Below are 18624 nucleotides of genomic sequence, written 5' to 3' on the forward strand. Positions count from 1 at the left end.
CGAACCTTAACTATAATTCTTTAATATAGCTTGAGATTTTCTTCATTGATACAGACTCAATAGTTTTAACACTTTGCAAATACCAAGAAATCCATAGCTCTTTTATCAGAAATTTAATTCTCACAACAGACTCGGACTTATTATCTAAATGCTTACTCGATATTACTTTGCTAAGCTTTGCTTCTAACTCTTCAACCTCAATCTTAAAACCTCGATCTTTTTGCAAGTTTTGTTTTGCTTTTTCAAGTCGAGTATCAAATGCCTGTACATAGTATTTAAATCTCTGCAAATAAGTATAAGGAACATTTAGATAGTTAGCTTCAAAAAGTTTTTCCAACTCAACTCTTATATCAGCAAAAAGCTCAATAAAGTTTAGAGGTATTTTCTTTTGTGATAACTTTTTATCAAGCAGCTTTTTATATTTAGATATTTCTTCAACGAGCTTTTCTATATTTGCTCTATTATACATAAAGCTTTGCAAACCATTTTCATAAAACTTTTGATAATCTACTTTTGTAAATGGCAATGATTGGAGGTTATTGAAAAAACTCAATTCAATCGCTTTATTTACAATCATATCTTTTGAATCATTTAGTTTTAGAGCTATTGATAGACTTGCTAAATCATTATTTTTTGAACTTTTTAGCATATCTTCTTCAAGCCTAATTTCTACTAATCTAGCTAAAGCTACTTTCATTGATTGAAACGCCTCTTTTTCAGTAGCTTTGTAACTTAATTTCACTCCATTCTTATAAATCTCAAGGCAATTATAGACTTCTACAGTTACACCGTATTCTTTTATTTGTTGAGTTTTCGCTATTCGATCCCATTGCCATTCTAAAACCTCTTTTTCTTGAATTTGGCTTTTAGGTTTTACAACTATTTGCCCAAGCTTTTCTTTAAGCTTACTAATATCTTTATCAACACCTAAAACCTTACCATTAGCATCTACTACTTTAATGTTTAATATAAGATGTTTATCTAAACTTTCATCTTGCCAAATAGTTTCATCTACAGGCATTCCGATAATACGGGTGACTTGCTTGGCAACTATACTTTTTAGAGAAATAAATCTATCTTTCTCAAAATCTATTGATTCAAATATAGCTTGAGCATAAGTTGGTACAGGAACACAACTCTTACGAATATTTTTTGGTAATGCTCTCAACAATCCAACTATTTTCTCATATAAAAAGCCATAAACACCCCACTCTAAAACTATCGGATTAATATCATTCAGAAAGGCTAGTGGTAAAGTTAAAGTCGCACCATCATTTTCAGATAATGGATCAAACTCATACTCTAGAGGCAGATGCATATTACCGACACTAAAAGTATCTGGATACTTCTCTTGTGTAACATCATCAGCATTGTGTTGCATTAGTTTATCTATATCGAAAAGCAATGACTGTTGTTGGCTTTTATCAAGTTTTTTAGCCCACTTTTCAAAAGTTACTTTACTACAAACATCTTCCGGCATTAAAGAGTTGTAATGATCGAACATCGCCTGCTCATCAACAAGAATATCTTTGCGACGAGATTTATTTTCTAAATCTTCAATATCTGTTATTAATTTAAGATTCTCATTAAAAAAATATGCTTTAGTATCAAATTCACCATTAACCAAAGCCTCCCGAATAAACATCTCTCTTGCTAATTCTTCGTTTATTTTAGCAAACTGTATTGATCTTTTAGCAACTATCTCAAGACCATAAATAGAGACTCTTTCATTAGCTACTACAACACCTCTTTTTTTACTCCAAACAGGCTCATCATGATTTTTCTTAATAAGATGAGATGCTAAGCTTTCAATCCATTCAGGTTCAATTTTAGCAATATTTCTTGCAAAGACTTTTGTTGTTTCAACAATCTCTGAGCTAAACATCCATTTAGGCTTCCTCTTAAACTGTGATGACCCTGGAAATATAAAAAACTTTAACCCTCTAGCACCTAAATATTCTGTAAGCTCATAGTTAAAACCAATATTACCTATAAAACCACTTATTAATGCTTTATGGAGTTTTTCATAACTCACACCTAAAGAACTACTTCCATATACATTCTTACTATTAGGCTTTAGGTCAGTACAAGAAGTGGCAGAGGTGCTATTAAGCTTCCATTTAAATTTATGAACAACCTCTATTATTTGCCTATAAATGTCGTTCCATTCATTAAACCTCACGGGTGAGATAAAGTTCTTACGAAAATAATCTTTTTTCTGACTATTAGTCAAATCTTTTAAATCACTAGTAAGCCTATTTGCCAAATTTAAAATAGTTATAAAGTCTGAATTTTTATCTTTATCAACAGCATGTGCTGTATCTGATTTTTGCTGATAATTTAATGGTCTTTCCCTAGGATCTTGAATACTCAAAAAACTAACAATAGAAATAGCCTCTTTTAAACACCCTTGTCTTTGCGCTTCAATAACAATTTTGGCAAGTTTTGGGTCTAGTGGCATTGTCGCCATTTTTGAACCATCTTGTGTTATAGTAGCTTTTGAGTAGTTAAGCTCTGATATAGCTTTTAATTCAAACAAAAGCTTGTAGCCATCTCGAACAAACCTAGTATCAGGCTCATCTATAAATGGAAAATCATCTATACTTCCAAGTCGCAAAAATAACATTTGTAAAATCACTGATGCCAAATTTGTGCGTAAAATCTCAGGATCAGTAAACTCTTTACGATTATTGAAATCCTCTTCACTGTAAAGCCTAATACAAACTCCAGCTGATAATCTACCACAACGACCTGCTCGCTGATTTGCACTTGCTTGAGATATTTTCTCAATTGGTAAGCGCTGAACTTTTGTTCGATAGCTATAACGACTAATCCTGACAAGTCCAGAATCTATCACAGATTTAATGCGTGGCACAGTTAAAGAAGTTTCTGCTACATTTGTTGCTAAGATAATTCTACGAATACTACCTTCTGGGTTAAATATCTTATTTTGATCTTTATTTGAGAGTCTTGAAAAAAGCGGTAAAACTTCTGTAAAGCGTAAATCTTGTTTATTTAGATAAGCTAGCGTTTCATGAATATCTCGTTCAGTTGGCAAAAAAACTAATACATCACCACACCCTAGTTCATCTATTGCATAAAGAATTCTTTCCTGCATTGAAAAGCTTTCAAAATCAATATCATCTTGATAGCGAATCTCTACAGGATAAGTTCTACCTGATACTGTTATATCTTTAGCATTAGCGAAATAACTGGTGAATTTATTATGATCGATTGTTGCTGAAGTTATAATAATTTTCAAATCTGGGCGAAAAGGCAGAATCTTTTTGATACAACCCATTAAAAAATCAATATTTAAACTTCTTTCATGTGCTTCATCAATAATAATAACTTCATATTGTGATAAAAATCTATCGTTTTTAATCTCTGATAGTAATACTCCGTCAGTCATTACTTTAACCAAAGTATTATCATCAGTTTTATCAGAGAATCTAATCTTATAAGACACCTTTGACTGATCACCAATCTCACTAGCAACTCTACTCGCTATAGATCTAGCTGCTAACCTTCTTGGTTGAGTATGCCCAATTAGGCCTCTTTTACCCAAACCCATATCAAGACAAATTTTAGGAAGCTGCGTTGATTTCCCTGAACCTGTTTCCCCAGCTACTACTATTACTTGATTCTCAGAGATAAGTTTTTTTATATCATCAACTTTTTCAGCAACAGGCAGGTCAGGATAAGATATTTTAGGAAGTTTTTTTGTACTTGCTTCATCTGCTAATAACTCTAACTCAAGAAACAAATCCTCTTTAGATATTTTATTATTACGAAAAGCAGGAATGTATTTACCACGAAACTTAGTTGGTATCTGATTTAAAAGTAAATCAAACTGTAATTTAGAATTCTTCATAAGATTTAAGAATGTTTTTTTGAGATTATGTCATCGGTTCAGAAGAAGACTTTTTAAGTCCTAACAACTTAAAAATTTTATTTATCAACCTTAAAACACCAATAATAGCCTTACTCACAAAAACATAAATAGCCACCATAAAAAGAACACCTATATGGATAACTATATCAACAGCAAGAGCTAGTAAAGAAATAACGCTTTTAATTTTCATATTTTCAAATGATTTCAAAATGAATTAATTAGATAGATTATAGCACATTGGCTATTATTTATTATTGTAGTTTTTTATAACTGATATCACGCACTAAACACAAACTTGAGTGGTACAAGTTGCATTGAAGTGCTAGGCAGTAAGGTGTAGGAGCTACTAGTAGCTTCAAATCTTACTAACAACGCAATTTGATGTAAACTATAACATCCTTTTAAGGACAAATAGAAAATGCATCATCTGACTGCGTTAGAACTTTACCACCATAGCCACTGCTATGCTGATAAAAACCTGCCTTGCATATAACGCATTCTCTTTTTGCTCAAATTGTGTTTAGCTCGTAACATCAGTTAATAATTAGATTTTAGCTAAGATAGAGTTTAATGTTTTGCTTGGTTGCATAACACTTTTAAGTTTTTTCATATCAGGATAATAGTATCCACCTATATCAACTTTTTTACCTTGAACAGTTGCTAGCTCTTTAACAATTTTATCTTCATTCTCTGCTAACTCGCTATATATAAGAGAAAATTTATCTTTTAGCTCTTGATCACTAGTCTGGTTAGCTAATGCTTTAATCCAATAGAAAGCTAAGTAAAAATGGCTTCCTCTTGTATCAAGCTCACCAATTTTACGGCGAGGTGATTTATCATTATCTAAGAAATCTTTGTTTGCTTGCTCTAAACATTCAGCTAAAACTTTGACCTTAGCGTCTCTAGTTTTAATAGCTAAATCTTCAAGTGAAGCACCTAATGCTAAAAACTCACCTAATGAATCCCACCTTAAGTGGTTTTCTTCGATAAGCTGTTCTACATGCTTAGGAGCAGAACCACCAGCACCAGTTTCAAACAAACCACCACCTGCAAGCAATGGTACTATCGAAAGCATCTTAGCAGAAGTACCAAGCTCTAAAATAGGGAACAAATCTGTAAGATAATCTCTTAAAACATTACCTGTAACTGAGATAGTATTTTTTCCTTCTTTTACTCTCTTTAATGAGTACTTAGTTGCTTCAATTGGCGATAAGATTTGAATATCTAAGCCAGTAGTGTCATGATTTGCAAGGTATTCTTGAACCTTTGAAATAAGGTTTCTATCATGAGCACGATTAGAGTCTAACCAAAAAATTGCAGGGTTTTGAGTTATTCTAGCTCTATTTACCGCAAGTTTAACCCAATCTTTTACTGCCACATCTTTTGTTTGACATGCTCTCCAAATATCACCTGCTTCTACAGTATGCTCCAAAATAACTTTACCATCAGCATCGATAACTTGAACCTTACCTTCAGCAGCTATTTCAAAAGTTTTATCATGTGAACCATATTCTTGAGCTTTTTTAGCCATTAAACCTACATTTGAAACATCTCCCATAGTAGATACATCAAAAGCACCGTTTTCTCTACAGAAATCTATAGTAGCAGCATATACACCTGCATAACATCTATCAGGAATTATAGCTTTCATATCCTGAAGCTCGTCATTTTTGTTCCACATCTTACCAGAAGAACGAATAGCTGCAGGCATAGAAGCATCAATAATCACATCACTAGGCACATTTAAGTTTGTAATACCTTTGTGAGAATTAACCATTGCAATATCAGGCTGTTTAGCAAATACTTTTTCAATATCAGCATTGATACTATCTTGTAAATCTTGAGGAAGTTGCTTGATTTTTTCAACAACATCTCCCCAACCGTTACGAACATTCACACCTAACTCTTTAAACTCTTTCGCATACTTTTTGAAAACATCTGCAAAAAATATCTCAACGGCATGACCAAATAAAATCGGATCAGAAACTTTCATCATTGTTGCTTTCAAATGAAGTGAAAGAAGTGTACCTTCTTTTTTAGCATTAGCAATTTCAGTTTTATAGAAATCTCTTAACGCTTTTACTGATATTTTCGTAGCGTCGACTATTTCTTTAGCTTCTAAAGCCAAACCTGCTTTTAACACTGTTTCATTACCAGCTTTATCAGTATGAACGATATTTACAGTAGTTGCTTTTGGTACAATATATGATTTCTCATTTGCATAAAAATCATCATCAGACATACTAGCTACATGAGACTTAGAGTCTTTTGACCACTCGCCCATAGAATGTGGATGTTTTTCAGCATATTCTTTAACTGCTGCAGCAACTCTACGATCTGAATTACCCTCTCTTAAAACAGGATTTACTGCACTTCCTAAAATCTTACCGAAACGAGCTTTAACTTCCTTTTCTTCATCATTTTTTGGTTCTGCTGGATAACTTGGGATAGCATATCCCTTCGCTTGAAGCTCTTCTATAGCAGCCACAAGTTGCGGAACTGATGCACTAATATTTGGTAACTTAATAATATTAGCATCTGGAGTCTTTGCTAAACTTCCTAACATTGCCAAATCATCAGATATTTTTTGATCTTCCTTAAGGTAATCACTAAAATTAGATAATATTCTAGCTGCTAAAGAAATATCTTTAGTCTCAACAGAAATACCTGTTGTTTTAGTAAGTTTTTCTACCATTGGTAAAAAAGAGCCCGTTGCTAATGCTGGTGCTTCATCTGTAATTGTATAAATAATTTTTTGCATAAGAATATCTCCTAATAGATAAGTTTAACTTGCCAAATACTAACTCTACGCTAGTAGGTATTTAAAATTTCAGTAATTTTTTCATCAGACCTTGCAACTACTGCAAAATCTTTATGTTCTATAATCGGTCGCTCCAACAGTCTTGGATTATCTGCTACTATCTTAATAAGTTCTTGATCACTATATACTCTATCTTTAAAGTTTTCTTTCCAGATAGCCTCTTTAGTGCGAATAATATCTTTAATATTCAAACCTAACTTGCCCAATAAACCCTGTAAATCTTCTTGTGATAAGGGATCATCCAAATAAAGGTGTGTAGTGTAATCTATAGATTTCTCATCAAGGTTTTTTTTTGCTTGACGCGACTTCGAACATTTTGGATTATGGTATATTTTCATTGAGAAGTAATATTATGCTGTTTATTAATGACTCAATTATAAATGATAAATATAGTCGTATACATAGTTTTTTTCGCATAAGCTACAAATTATAAAAAACCATACACTTATTTTCATAGTTCCTCGCAACAATCATAGATAAAAGTCATTAATTCTAATATAATTGAAATATTAGCTATCTCTTTTCTTTAGAGTTAAGCTTGTTAAGGAGAGTTATATGAATAATTCAAATAACAACAGTAATTATCCTGATGAAGTTACTAGTAATATTGAAATTCCTAACATTACAATACGTGATTTACTCAAGATGTCTACAAATGATTTTTCCTCCAAAGAAGCTTTAAGCTGCCATGGTGAAAAACTAACTTTCTGTGATGTAGATATATACTCAGATCACTTAGCTGGGTACTTTCAAAATAAGTGGCAATTAAAAAAAGGGGACCATATTGCTATAGTCCTACCTAACCTACTCCAGTTTCCAACAACTATTTTTGCTCTTATAAAGTTAGGATGTGTCTTTGTAAATATTAACCCATTATACACTAGCACTGAAATTAGAGGTATTTTAAAAGACTCTAAGGCAAAAGGGGTTATTGTCCTTTCATCACTAGCTCACAATGTTGAAGCAATTGCTGATGAATGCGATGATCTTAAACATATGATGATTACAAATATCTCAGACCTATATTCACCTCCAAGAAAACAAATAGTTTCATTTGTAGCAAAATATATTAAAGGTATGAAATCAAACTATTCGAAGAGTAAATTTGAGAGTTTCAAAAACGCACTCTTAGAAAAACATATTCCGGATTACTCCCAAATCATAATATCTCCAGACGATATGGCTGCTTTACAATACTCTAGTGGAACTACAGGAACACCTAAAGGCACTATTTTACTGCATCAAAACATAGTAGCGAACATATATCAAATAAAAGCTTGGACAACAGGTTTTTCTATTGAGCCAAGTAAACAGATAGCTATAAATGCTTTACCTATTTACCACATATTTAGCCTAACAGCGAACCTCTTCCTTTTTTATTTTTCAGGAGCTTTACAGGTTTTAATTCCAAACCCACGAGATACCTCTTCACTAATCAAAGAAATGAAGAAAAGCAACTTCACTACACTTTTTGGAGTTAATACTTTATATGCTGCTTTATTGAAAAACAAGAAGTTCAAACAAAGTAAGTTTCCCGATTTCAAGCTCTCTATTAGTGGCGGAATGTCGACCATAGACTCTGTAGCTAAGCAATGGAAAGATTTAACTGGTGTTGAAATAAAAGAAGGTTATGGTCTTTCTGAAATGTCCCCAGTAGTAACTGTAAACTCTCTTAATAGTGAACCTTTTAATGGTACTGTAGGTTTTCCTCTACCAAACACAGGTATTGCGATATATGACGATAAAGGTAATGAGGTTCCTCAAGGTGAAAATGGTGAGATATGGGTTACTGGACCTCAAAAATCTCCAGGTTTTTGGAATTTACCTGAAGTTAATAAAGAGCATTTCTCTGATGATGGTTGGTTAAAAACTGGTGATATTGGCTATTTAGATGATCAAGGACGATTGGTTATCTCTAGTCGCATAAAACATATGATTATAGTTTCTGGATTTAATGTATTTCCTAAAGAGATTGAACTGGCTCTATTTGCCAGAGAAGAAATAGAAGATGCTGCCGTAATAAAAGCTCCTTCAGAAGAAACTGGTGAAATGCCTGTAGCATTTGTAGTGCTAAAACAAGATCAAAAATTAACTGAAAAAGAAATCAAAGCATATTGTGCTACTAGGCTTGCTCACTATAAAATCCCTGAGAAAATCATCTTTAAAGATGAGCTTCCTAAAAATACTGTTGGAAAAATAGATGTAAGTTCTTTGCAAAAAGAATATGCTAATAAGTATGGACAATAATAATTAAACAGCTCTCTACTTAAGGAGCCATCAAAATGTTCGATAAAATTTATAAAACAGCGAAAAAATCAACTCCTGCAATCTCAAAAACTGAGCAAACTGCTTTAGATGCTGGTGAAAACTGGTTTGAACAAGAGCTTTTCCAAGGCAAGCCTGATTTTGACAAACTTCATAATCTTAAAAAATTTGAGTTCTCTGATGAAGAGCAGGCATTTTTAGATAATGAAACTACCGAGCTTTGTAATATGATTGATGATTGGAAAATCAATTATGAAGATAAAGACTTAACTGTAGAAGCTTGGAATTTTATTCGTAAAAAAGGTTTTTTAGGATTAGTAATAGATAAAGAGCATGGTGGTAAAGGCTTCTCTGCTGCCGCCCACTCTGAGATCGTAATGAAACTAGCGACAAAAAGTGTCACTGCAGCAATTTCTGTAATGGTACCAAATTCACTCGGTCCAGGGGAGCTTCTAGCACATTATGGTACAGATGAACAAAAAAAACACTATCTACCAAGGCTTGCAGCTGGTGACGAAATACCTTGTTTTGCTTTAACAGGACCAACAGCAGGATCTGATGCGACTTCACTTCCTGATAAAGGCGTTGTTTGCTATGAAAATTTCCAAGGTAAAAAAACTCTAGGTATCAAACTAAAAAACATTAATAAGCGTTATATCACGCTAGCACCAATTGCGACTCTAGTTGGCTTAGCGTTTCAACTACAAGACCCTGATGGGTTATTAGCAGAAACTGGAGCTGAGGGTATCACTTGTGCTTTACTACCTCATGATCATAAAGGTTTAGAAATCGGTAAAAGAGGTTTCCCTTTAGCTCAAGCATTTATGAATGGATATATTAAAGCTAATGATGTCTTTATTCCTATGGACTGGATTATCGGTGGACAAAAGATGACTGGCGAAGGTTGGCGTATGCTAGTTGAGTGCCTATCTATTGGTAGAGCAATATCTCTACCTGCTTGCGGTACAGCAAATACGCTGATGTCAAGTGTTATAACTTCAGCTTATGCAAGTGTTAGAGAACAGTTTAAAGTCCCAATTGCACACTTTGAAGGTGTCCAGGAAAAACTAGCCGAAACTGCAGGGCTTGCATACATTGCTAATGCGACACGCCAATTTACAGTAGCTGCTGTAGATAGTGGTATTCGCCCTTCTGTTGCCTCTGCAATTGCAAAATATCATCTAACAGAAATGGGACGCACTACGATTAATAACTCTATGGATATCCATGGTGGTCGTGCGATTATTATGGGGCCAAATAACTACTTAGCTATTCCATATATGGCTACACCAATTGGTATTACTGTAGAGGGTGCAAATATCATGACTCGTAATCTTATGATATTTGGTCAAGGAGCTATGAAATGCCACCCTTATATTCGCAAAGAAATAGAAAGTCTAATGAATGATGATGAAAAAAAATTCACAGACAATTTTAAAGGTCATTTTAAATACATGGCTCATAATGGTGCGCGTACTTTATGGTATGGTCTAAGTGGTGGTTTTACAGCTCCTAGCTATAATTCAAAATTTAAACGCTACTATAGATATATTTCACACATGAGTACCGCTTACTCTTATGTTAACGATATTTCAATTACAGTACTTGGTGCGGGTATAAAACGCAAAGAAAGACTATCTGCTAGACTAGGCGATATTATGAGTTATCTATATATGGGATCAGCCATTTTAAAATATTACAAAGATGCTGGTGAGCCTGCAAGCGATGATATCTTTGTTGATTGGGGTATTCAACACTGTCTATATCAAGCTCAACAAGCAATGCTAGATTTATTCAGAAACTTCCCAAACAGGTTGTTTGCAACAAAAATGAAGCTTTTTGTATTTCCGTATGGTAAAAAATTTAGAAGACCATCAGATAAGCTTGAAGCACAAATATGTAAATCATTAATTTCAAACAGTGAAACCCGACAAGCAATGAAAGCTCAATGCCATATCCCTAACGATGATAATGACCCTGTAGGTAGAGTTGAAAATGCTTATTTAGCATCACTAGAGATTGCAGATATTAAGAAAAAAATCATCGAAGCAATAAAAGTTGGAAAACTTCCTAAAGCTAATTGGTCAAACTGTGTTGATGACGCTATGGAAAGCAAAATCATCTCAGAAAAAGAGGCTTCAAGTGTCAATGAGATGTTAGCTAAGGTTAATAGTATTATCCAAACAGATGAGTTTGATGATTATGCTCTAGGACCTAAAAATGCTCAACCTGAATGGCAGGAAAAAATACGGGAGAATAATTAATATATCGACTCTCAAGGAGACAATATGACAGAACTAGAGAAGAAATTTGAAGAAATGCTAACGGCTGTTAAAGACGCTACGATAGACTTCAACCCCGACAATAGCCAAAAGCTAAAGCTCTATGCTTTTTATAAACAAGTTAAAGAAGGCGATAACGATACAAAGAAACCTTCTGCAATAAAGATGGTTGAGCGTGCTAAATGGATGGCTTGGGATGCTATCAAAGGTATGTCAAAAGAAGATGCTATGCGTGGTTATCTAAAAGTTTTTGGTGATGAATACCTTCCTGAAGGTGAAGATGATAACCAAAAACCTGACATAGCGAAAAAACTAGAACCTGTAAAACGAGAATCACAACGCTTAAATAAGCGTGAAGCTATTGATAAAATTGCTGTATTAGGTGCTGGGATAATGGGCGCTCAAATAGCTGCTCACTTTGCTAATGCAAGATTCCCTGTTGTGCTTTTTGATCTAAAATCTGACAAAGACAATCCAAACTCGATAATAGAAGAATCTCTAACAAGTCTTGAAAAGCTCAACCCGGCCCCTTTTGGATCAGAAAAATCAATAAACTATATTACACCCGCGAATTATGAAGATAATCTAGAACTTTTAGAAGATTGTGATCTAGTTATTGAAGCTGTAGCTGAACGTTTAGATATTAAAGAAAGCTTGTATACAAATATTGCAGGGCATATAAAGGAAAACGCTATATTCGCATCTAATACTTCTGGTCTAAGTATCACTAAATTAGCTGGCGTTTTACCTGAAAACCTAAAAGTTAACTTCTGTGGTATTCACTTCTTCAATCCTCCCAGATATATGCCATTAGTTGAGCTAATACCTCACAATAATACTAACCTTGAGATTTTTGATACGTTAGAAACTTTCCTAGTGGAAAAACTTGGTAAAAGTGTTATAAGAACAAAAGATACTCCAAATTTTATAGCAAATAGATTAGGTGTATTCTCAATGCTTATAACTTGCTACTACACTGAAAAAATGGGCATCCCATTAGAAATAGTAGATGAGCTTACCGGTAAAAAATTAGGTCGTGCTAAGAGTGCTACCTATCGGACCGCTGACTTAGTTGGGCTAGATATACTCTCTCATGTAGTAAATACAATGAAAGACAACTTAGATGATGGCTGGGAAAATTTCTATGAAACACCAAGCTGGATTCAAAATTTGATCGATAATGGCTCACTAGGGCAAAAAACCAAAAAAGGCTTATACATAAAAGAATCAGATGGTATAAAAGTTCTTGATTTAGATACCAAAGAATATCGCCCTTCTGATAAAAAAGCTGACGATGAAGTTTTAGAAATCTTAGCTGAAAAAGATTGGGCTAAAAAGCTTGAAAGTTTGCGTAATTGTGACAATACTCAAGCTCAATTTTTATGGGCAACATTTAGAGAAATGTTTTTATATGCAGCTCACCTTGTTGGTGATATTTCTAACTTTCCTAAAGATATGGATTTAGCAATTCGTTGGGGTTTTGGCTGGAAGCAAGGTATATTTGAGATCTGGCAACTAGCAGGTTGGCATAAGGTTGCTAAATGGTTAAAAGAAGATATTTCTGCAAGTAAATCTTTATCTGAAAACACTTTACCAAATTGGGTAGATGAGCTAGATATCGGTGTATATCAAGATAACAGAGAGTTTAGCTTTACAGATAACGAGCTTATATCTCGAGATAAACTCAAAGTATACGATCGTCAACTTTTCCCTGATACTGTAATTGAGCAAACAAATACTTTACAAACTGAAATCCTTTATGAAAATGATGGTGTTAAATTATGGCAGGTAGATGACTATCAAGGTATTGGTATATTGTCATTTAAAAGTAAAATGTGTTCTATCGGTGATGATGTTTTAGATGGTATTTATGACGCTATAAACTATGCTGAAGAAAAACTAGATGCAATAGTTATATGGCAATATGATGATGTGTTCTCAGTTGGTGCTAACCTTGAAGAGTTTGGTGTTAAATTTACAATGAATGGCGAGGCTGCTATTGAAGAAGTTATTCGCAAAGGTCATCAAATAATCTCTCAAAAACTTCGCTATAGTAAAATCCCTGTGGTTACAGCTGTAAAAGGTTTTGCCTTTGGCGGTGGCTGTGAAACTATCTTACATAGTGATGCTGCTGTTGCTGCTCATGAAAGCTATATTGGCTTAGTTGAAGCAGGTGTTGGAATTATCCCTGGTTGGGGTGGCTCTAAAGAAATGGCTCAACGAGCGTCTAATGCACAAGATCCATGGAAAGATTTTGAAAAACGCTACAAAAACTTAGCCCTCGCACAAGTTGCAAAAAGTGGTTATGAAGCACAAGAAATGGGGTTTTTACGCGAAAGTGATACTATTGTAATGAACACTAAAGAAGTGCTTGCAGTTGCTCTTAAAAAAGCTCAACTACTTGCTTTCAGTCAATATCAGCCGCCAATAAAACAAAACATTAAAGTTTTTGGAGAAACTGGCATTGCAACAGTTAAAGCACTACTTGTAAATATGCGTGATGGTCAGCAAATATCTGAACATGACTATAAGATAGCTGTAAACCTAGCTAATGCAATGTGTGGTGGAGAGATTGAAAAAGATACACAAGTTTCTGAAGATTGGCTTCTAGAAAAAGAATTAGAAAACTTCACAGAACTAGCGATGTCTGAAAAGACTGAAGCAAGAATGAAACATATACTAGAAACTGGTAAACCACTGAGAAACTAACAAGGAGCAGACAATGAGTGAAAATATATATATAGTCGCTGCAAAACGCTCAGCGGTAACAAAAGCTAAGAAAGGTGGATTTGCAAAAAAACGCCCTGATGAACTACTTGCTGAAATCTTAAAACAAACAATTTCTGAGTCAGGAGTCAATCCTGAAGATATTGGAGATATTGTCGTTGGCTGTGCCATGCCAGAAGCTGAGCAAGGCATGAATGTCGCAAGGATTTCTACTCTACTTGCAGGATTACCAAATAAAGTCCCAGCCTTTACAATCAATCGCTATTGTAGTTCTGGATTGCAATCTATTGCTATTGCAGCAAATGAAATAGCGCAAGGTAATATGAATGTAGCAATTGGTGCTGGTATTGAGAGTATGAGCATGATCCCTATGGGTGGCAATAAAATTTCTTTTTCTAAAGAGGTTTTTTCCAAGGATGAGAATGTAGCTATTGCCTATGGTATGGGAATCACCGCTGAAAACGTAGCTAAAGACTGGAATGTCTCTCGCCAATCTCAAGATGAATTTGCTCTAAAAAGTCATCAAAAAGCTATAAACGCAATAGAGAATGGTTATTTTGATGATGAAATATTAGCTGTAGAAGTTGATCACTGTTTACCAGATGAAAATACAAATAAAATAGTAAATCATAAACAAACCATCACAAAAGATGAAGGTGCAAGAAGTGATACATCTTTAGAAGCTCTAGCAAAATTAAAGCCTGCCTTTGCTACTAAAGGTTCTGTTACTGCTGGTAATAGCTCACAGGTTTCTGATGGAGCTGGTGCTGTTGTATTAGTAAGTGAATCATACCTAAAAAAGCATAACCTAAAACCTTTAGGTAAATTCTTAGGATTTGCTGTCGCTGGCGTTGATCCTCGTATTATGGGTATTGGCCCTGTTGAGGCTATCCCTAAAGTACTTAAACAAACAGGCTTAACAATTGAAGATATTGATTGGATTGAATTAAACGAAGCATTTGCTGCTCAATCTATAGCTGTAATTAACGATTTAAAACTTGATCAGACAAAAGTAAATCCTTGTGGTGGAGCTATTGCACTTGGACACCCTCTTGGTGCAACTGGTACAATACTCACAGTCAAAGCTCTTCACGGTTTGCAGCGTACTGGTAAAAAATACGGGATGATTACAATGTGTATAGGTACTGGTATGGGTGCTGCTGGTATTATTGAAGCTTGTTAAAATTAATAACATGGATTTAAAATGATAGATTTAGATGATTATACTCCTATTGATTTTCCTTGGGATTTCACTTGTTTTAGTAGCAAGGATAAAAACCCTATTGGCATACAACTTCCCTTGTACCATATAGCTGATCATATGTATACAAAATTCAAATGCTTACCAAATCATGTAGGCTGGGAAAATGTTATACATGGTGGGATTATAGCCTTAATATGTGATGATATTCTTGGTAAACATGTTTTAATGGTAGCAAAGTCATTTTGCGTAACACGCAATCTCAATGTAAAGTATTTAAAACCCATGTATAGTAAATGCTTCTACACATTCAAAACTACAATCATCCGTAAAAGCAAAACAACTGTTTGGATAAAAGTTGATATTTATGATGAGAAAAACAGCTTATGTGCTTATGCCGATGCTGACTTTGCGATTATAAGCGAAGAAGATGCTAAGAGCAAAAATATAGCTAGTTACGATATCACTGAATTAGCATCAAAAGTTTAAAAAATTCATAGAATAATCAGTGCTATCTTGATCAAGAATTTTCTTCATTAGAACTGTAAATAATACTAATCACTATATAATTTGTATTTCTCATCTTTTTTAAACCCTTTGATATCAATCTGGTAATTGGGATAATTAATTTGACATAGAAGAAATTACTAATGAAATTAAAGATATGTTTTTATAACGGGTAAAGTTTCAAAATAAGTTTTTATATTTTTTTCCATACACCACTATTGGCTGGGCTATTACCTTTAGTCCACCACTTAGCTTGATATTTCTCACCTTGATAAGAAACTACTTGACCACTTGTATAGCTATCAGATATTTTCCATTGAGATCCAGCTACATATGGTTTTGACCAAGCACTACTGCTTTCAGGGTTTTGTCCTTGACTCCACCATTTTGCAGTATATGTAATACCATTTACAACAACCTTATCTCCAGTATTATATATCTTCTGAGCAGTCCAAGCTTGATTAACTACAGGGGTATCTTGATTATCCGAAGGATTATCTGTACCTGTGTCTGCATTATTATCACCATTTTGGTTAGGATCTACACCTAGTTGACGCCAAACACCCCATTGCCCTGAGTCTGAAGGATTTTCACCTTGAGTCCACCATTGAGCCTCGTAAGTTTTACCATCTATAATAACAGTATCACCTTTATTATAGACTCCATCTGTAGTCCAACTACCATTAGTAGTAGGTTCTTGATCTTCAGTCTGCTGATCATCTTCATTTGACTGATCTTGTTGATTCTGATCATCTGCTTGATCTTCTTGATTTTGATCGTCAGATTGATCTTGGTCATCGACTGGATCTTGTACATCTTCAACAATTGCACCTAATGTTTCAAATACAAGACTATCCTCTCTAGTGGCTAAAGTATTTCCATTAGAAGCAGTAGCTATAACTTGTACTTGGTATTGCTTCGCCTTGTCAAGATTCGTTAATACATATTCCTGACTAGTAATATTTTCAGCGACAACTTCGCCATCAAGTACAACCTTATATGTAATAGAACCATCAAGCTCAGGCTTATTCCATGAAACTTTAGCTGAGGTTTCAGTTACACTGTTTACTGAAGCATTGATAGTATCAGCAGCATATACTTTTGCAACAGCATTAATTAGAGATTTATTAGGATCTACAGAATCGTTATCTGCCTGCCAAAACATTGTTCCACCAAGATTTCTACTCTTAGTGTATTTAGTTTTTTCACTAACTGACCAAACATCATCAAAAGTTATAAATGATTTTGTTGACGGACTATATGCCCATGGTTGCATAGCCTCTTTACCATACTTGTTAAAGATATCAATATTTGAACTAGTATCATAGAAAACTAAATCAGACAATGCACTAATAGGTTTTGCCGTTCCACATCCTGTTGCAGGATCATTTACTGGATTCACTAAACATTTATAGTCAAAAACACCTTTTTCATAATCGCCAATACCAGGTGCCGTAATAGTTTGGAATAAACCACCATTAGTGTCATTATCTACAGTCATTGATCTAGCATACAATGGCAAACCTACAATTAGCTTTTTAGCTGGAACACCAGCTTCAATATATGCATCCATTGAATCTTTAATCGACCAACCACCTTCTTTACCAATAGCTTGATCTAGCGAAACTCCACCAGTACCGGCATTAGTGACATTGTCTTGGGCATCTACTGGAGAAGCTCCTGCCGTATATATTCTATTTGAATATGGTGTTTGATCAGGGAAGGTTGTAGATGCTTGGAAATATGCAGGGAAACCTGTACCCCAGCCACCCTGATAATCATAGTTCATCACATTGATCTCATCCATCAGCTCACCAGTTTGCTTCCAAAAATCTGGCACTCTATTAACATTACTAGAGCTTTCCATAGCTTCAATACGACTTTTCGCACCATTAACTGCTATTGCTAAGTAGTACTTTTTACCATCTTCTTTTCCAGCTTTATCAAGCTCAGCTCTTAACACTTTAAAGAAGGCTAACATTTTCTTAGATGGTGCTTCATTATCGCCATAATCTGACCACCACTCCCAGTCAATATCAATACCATTAAAGCCAAGCTTACGCATTAACTCAATAGACTGTTTAGCAAAATTTTGCATACTTTGCTGACTTGAAGCTAGCTTTTCAAACATTGGAGCTGTAGTTATACCATTATTTGTCCAACCTCCGAATGATAAATATGATTTCAAGTAAGGATACTTTTTAGCTGCTCTAGCTGCTGCTGAAAGTCCCCATGAATCTGCAGATGCATCAAGAGTTTTGATATTACCTGTATTCTTATCAAAACCTATGAAAGCATATATGATAGTATTTAACTTATCGTATTTAAAATCATAAGGGTTGTATTTTCTACCCCAAACAGCCCATTGAGCATAGTAAGAAGCATTAGTGTAGCCTGGTGCAGGATCTTCACAAACATTATTATCACATGGTCTTTCGATTGGTAACTCTTTGCCATCAACCTTAACACTATCAACCAAAGGCACTACCACTCCTGGTAATACAATAGCATTTCCGGAATCAGTTCCCATAATATCGCATGATTGAGATAAATCAAAAGTAGACTCAGGATCTTGTAGAGTCATTTTAGTTACATACTGACCTTTAGAGTTCTGTGATGTAACATAGTTAACTAAATCTGCTCTCGTTCCGAAACAAGTACCCCAACCTGTTTTAGGCTTGAAATTACTTACAAATTCAATAGTCTTTGCAGTTGATGCATTATTTATTTTAAAAGTTATCTTATTATTATAATCTTTAAAAGGAGCTTTAAAATCGTAGCTCTCAACATTATTAGAAACATCTGCAAAGCCAAAGCCACTCATTCCCATAAGTGCACATATAGTCGCTGATATTAATCTAGTTTTATTTTTCATGTGATTATTTCCTCATAAGTATATTTATCACCTAGTAAACTTACTCAAAGA

Annotated in this window: 10 protein-coding genes; 5 read left to right on the plus strand and 5 right to left on the minus strand. The window is 34.3% G+C overall.

The annotated features are described in order from the left end of the window. Nucleotides 1–10: 10 nt before the first annotated feature. The 4 genes from hrpA to FLM55_RS03450 all read right to left on the minus strand — a co-directional run bounded on the left by hrpA (nucleotide 11) and on the right by FLM55_RS03450 (nucleotide 7054). A complete protein-coding gene (gene hrpA, locus FLM55_RS03435) occupies nucleotides 11–3874 on the minus strand; it encodes an ATP-dependent RNA helicase HrpA (RefSeq protein WP_178948034.1) in 3864 nt (1287 codons plus the stop codon). A 25-nt stretch (nucleotides 3875–3899) separates the two neighbouring features. Continuing rightward, nucleotides 3900–4085, minus strand: a complete 186-nt coding sequence (locus tag FLM55_RS03440) for a hypothetical protein (protein ID WP_178948035.1) — start codon at nucleotides 4083–4085, stop codon at nucleotides 3900–3902. 354 nt (nucleotides 4086–4439) lie between these two features. Continuing rightward, nucleotides 4440–6656: an NADP-dependent isocitrate dehydrogenase gene (locus tag FLM55_RS03445; RefSeq protein WP_178948037.1), complete on the minus strand. Its 2217-nt coding sequence runs from the start codon at nucleotides 6654–6656 to the stop codon at nucleotides 4440–4442. A gap of 50 nt (nucleotides 6657–6706) precedes the next feature. Then, complete coding sequence (locus FLM55_RS03450; RefSeq protein ID WP_178948038.1) at nucleotides 6707–7054, minus strand: ArsC/Spx/MgsR family protein; 348 nt, start codon at nucleotides 7052–7054, stop codon at nucleotides 6707–6709. A gap of 217 nt (nucleotides 7055–7271) precedes the next feature. Here FLM55_RS03450 and FLM55_RS03455 point away from each other — a divergent pair, with 217 nt between their 5' ends. The 5 genes from FLM55_RS03455 to FLM55_RS03475 are packed head-to-tail and all read left to right on the plus strand — an operon-like array spanning nucleotide 7272 to nucleotide 15680. Further along, on the plus strand, nucleotides 7272–8963 hold the full coding sequence (locus tag FLM55_RS03455; RefSeq protein WP_178948040.1) for a long-chain fatty acid--CoA ligase: 1692 nt from the start codon (nucleotides 7272–7274) through the stop codon (nucleotides 8961–8963). Between the two features lie 35 nt (nucleotides 8964–8998). Continuing rightward, complete coding sequence (locus tag FLM55_RS03460; protein ID WP_178948041.1) at nucleotides 8999–11245, plus strand: acyl-CoA dehydrogenase; 2247 nt, start codon at nucleotides 8999–9001, stop codon at nucleotides 11243–11245. A 24-nt stretch (nucleotides 11246–11269) separates the two neighbouring features. Continuing rightward, nucleotides 11270–13972: an acyl-CoA-binding protein gene (locus FLM55_RS03465; RefSeq protein ID WP_178948042.1), complete on the plus strand. Its 2703-nt coding sequence runs from the start codon at nucleotides 11270–11272 to the stop codon at nucleotides 13970–13972. A gap of 13 nt (nucleotides 13973–13985) precedes the next feature. Continuing rightward, on the plus strand, nucleotides 13986–15173 hold the full coding sequence (locus tag FLM55_RS03470) for an acetyl-CoA C-acyltransferase (protein WP_178948044.1): 1188 nt from the start codon (nucleotides 13986–13988) through the stop codon (nucleotides 15171–15173). Nucleotides 15174–15194: 21 nt separating this feature from the next. After that, nucleotides 15195–15680, plus strand: a complete 486-nt coding sequence (locus FLM55_RS03475; RefSeq protein ID WP_178948045.1) for a PaaI family thioesterase — start codon at nucleotides 15195–15197, stop codon at nucleotides 15678–15680. A 211-nt stretch (nucleotides 15681–15891) separates the two neighbouring features. On the opposite strand, the gene FLM55_RS03480 is transcribed toward FLM55_RS03475, so the two are convergent. Beyond that, on the minus strand, nucleotides 15892–18573 hold the full coding sequence (locus FLM55_RS03480; RefSeq protein WP_256868914.1) for a glycosyl hydrolase family 18 protein: 2682 nt from the start codon (nucleotides 18571–18573) through the stop codon (nucleotides 15892–15894). Nucleotides 18574–18624: the final 51 nt, after the last annotated feature.

The sequence above is a fragment of the Francisella sp. Scap27 genome, assembly GCF_013394105.1.
GTDB lineage: Bacteria > Pseudomonadota > Gammaproteobacteria > Francisellales > Francisellaceae > Francisella > Francisella adeliensis.

Excerpts from the sequence above, each read along its gene's own strand:
- FLM55_RS03440 (WP_178948035.1), bottom strand. The coding sequence starts at position 4,085 with ATGAAAATTAAAAGCGTTATTTCTTTACTAGCTCTTGCTGTTGATATA.
- FLM55_RS03465 (WP_178948042.1), top strand. The coding sequence starts at position 11,270 with ATGACAGAACTAGAGAAGAAATTTGAAGAAATGCTAACGGCTGTTAAA.
- FLM55_RS03445 (WP_178948037.1), bottom strand. The coding sequence starts at position 6,656 with ATGCAAAAAATTATTTATACAATTACAGATGAAGCACCAGCATTAGCA.
- FLM55_RS03450 (WP_178948038.1), bottom strand. The coding sequence starts at position 7,054 with ATGAAAATATACCATAATCCAAAATGTTCGAAGTCGCGTCAAGCAAAA.
- FLM55_RS03475 (WP_178948045.1), top strand. The coding sequence starts at position 15,195 with ATGATAGATTTAGATGATTATACTCCTATTGATTTTCCTTGGGATTTC.
- FLM55_RS03455 (WP_178948040.1), top strand. The coding sequence starts at position 7,272 with ATGAATAATTCAAATAACAACAGTAATTATCCTGATGAAGTTACTAGT.
- FLM55_RS03470 (WP_178948044.1), top strand. The coding sequence starts at position 13,986 with ATGAGTGAAAATATATATATAGTCGCTGCAAAACGCTCAGCGGTAACA.
- FLM55_RS03460 (WP_178948041.1), top strand. The coding sequence starts at position 8,999 with ATGTTCGATAAAATTTATAAAACAGCGAAAAAATCAACTCCTGCAATC.
- hrpA (WP_178948034.1), bottom strand. The coding sequence starts at position 3,874 with ATGAAGAATTCTAAATTACAGTTTGATTTACTTTTAAATCAGATACCA.
- FLM55_RS03480 (WP_256868914.1), bottom strand. The coding sequence starts at position 18,573 with ATGAAAAATAAAACTAGATTAATATCAGCGACTATATGTGCACTTATG.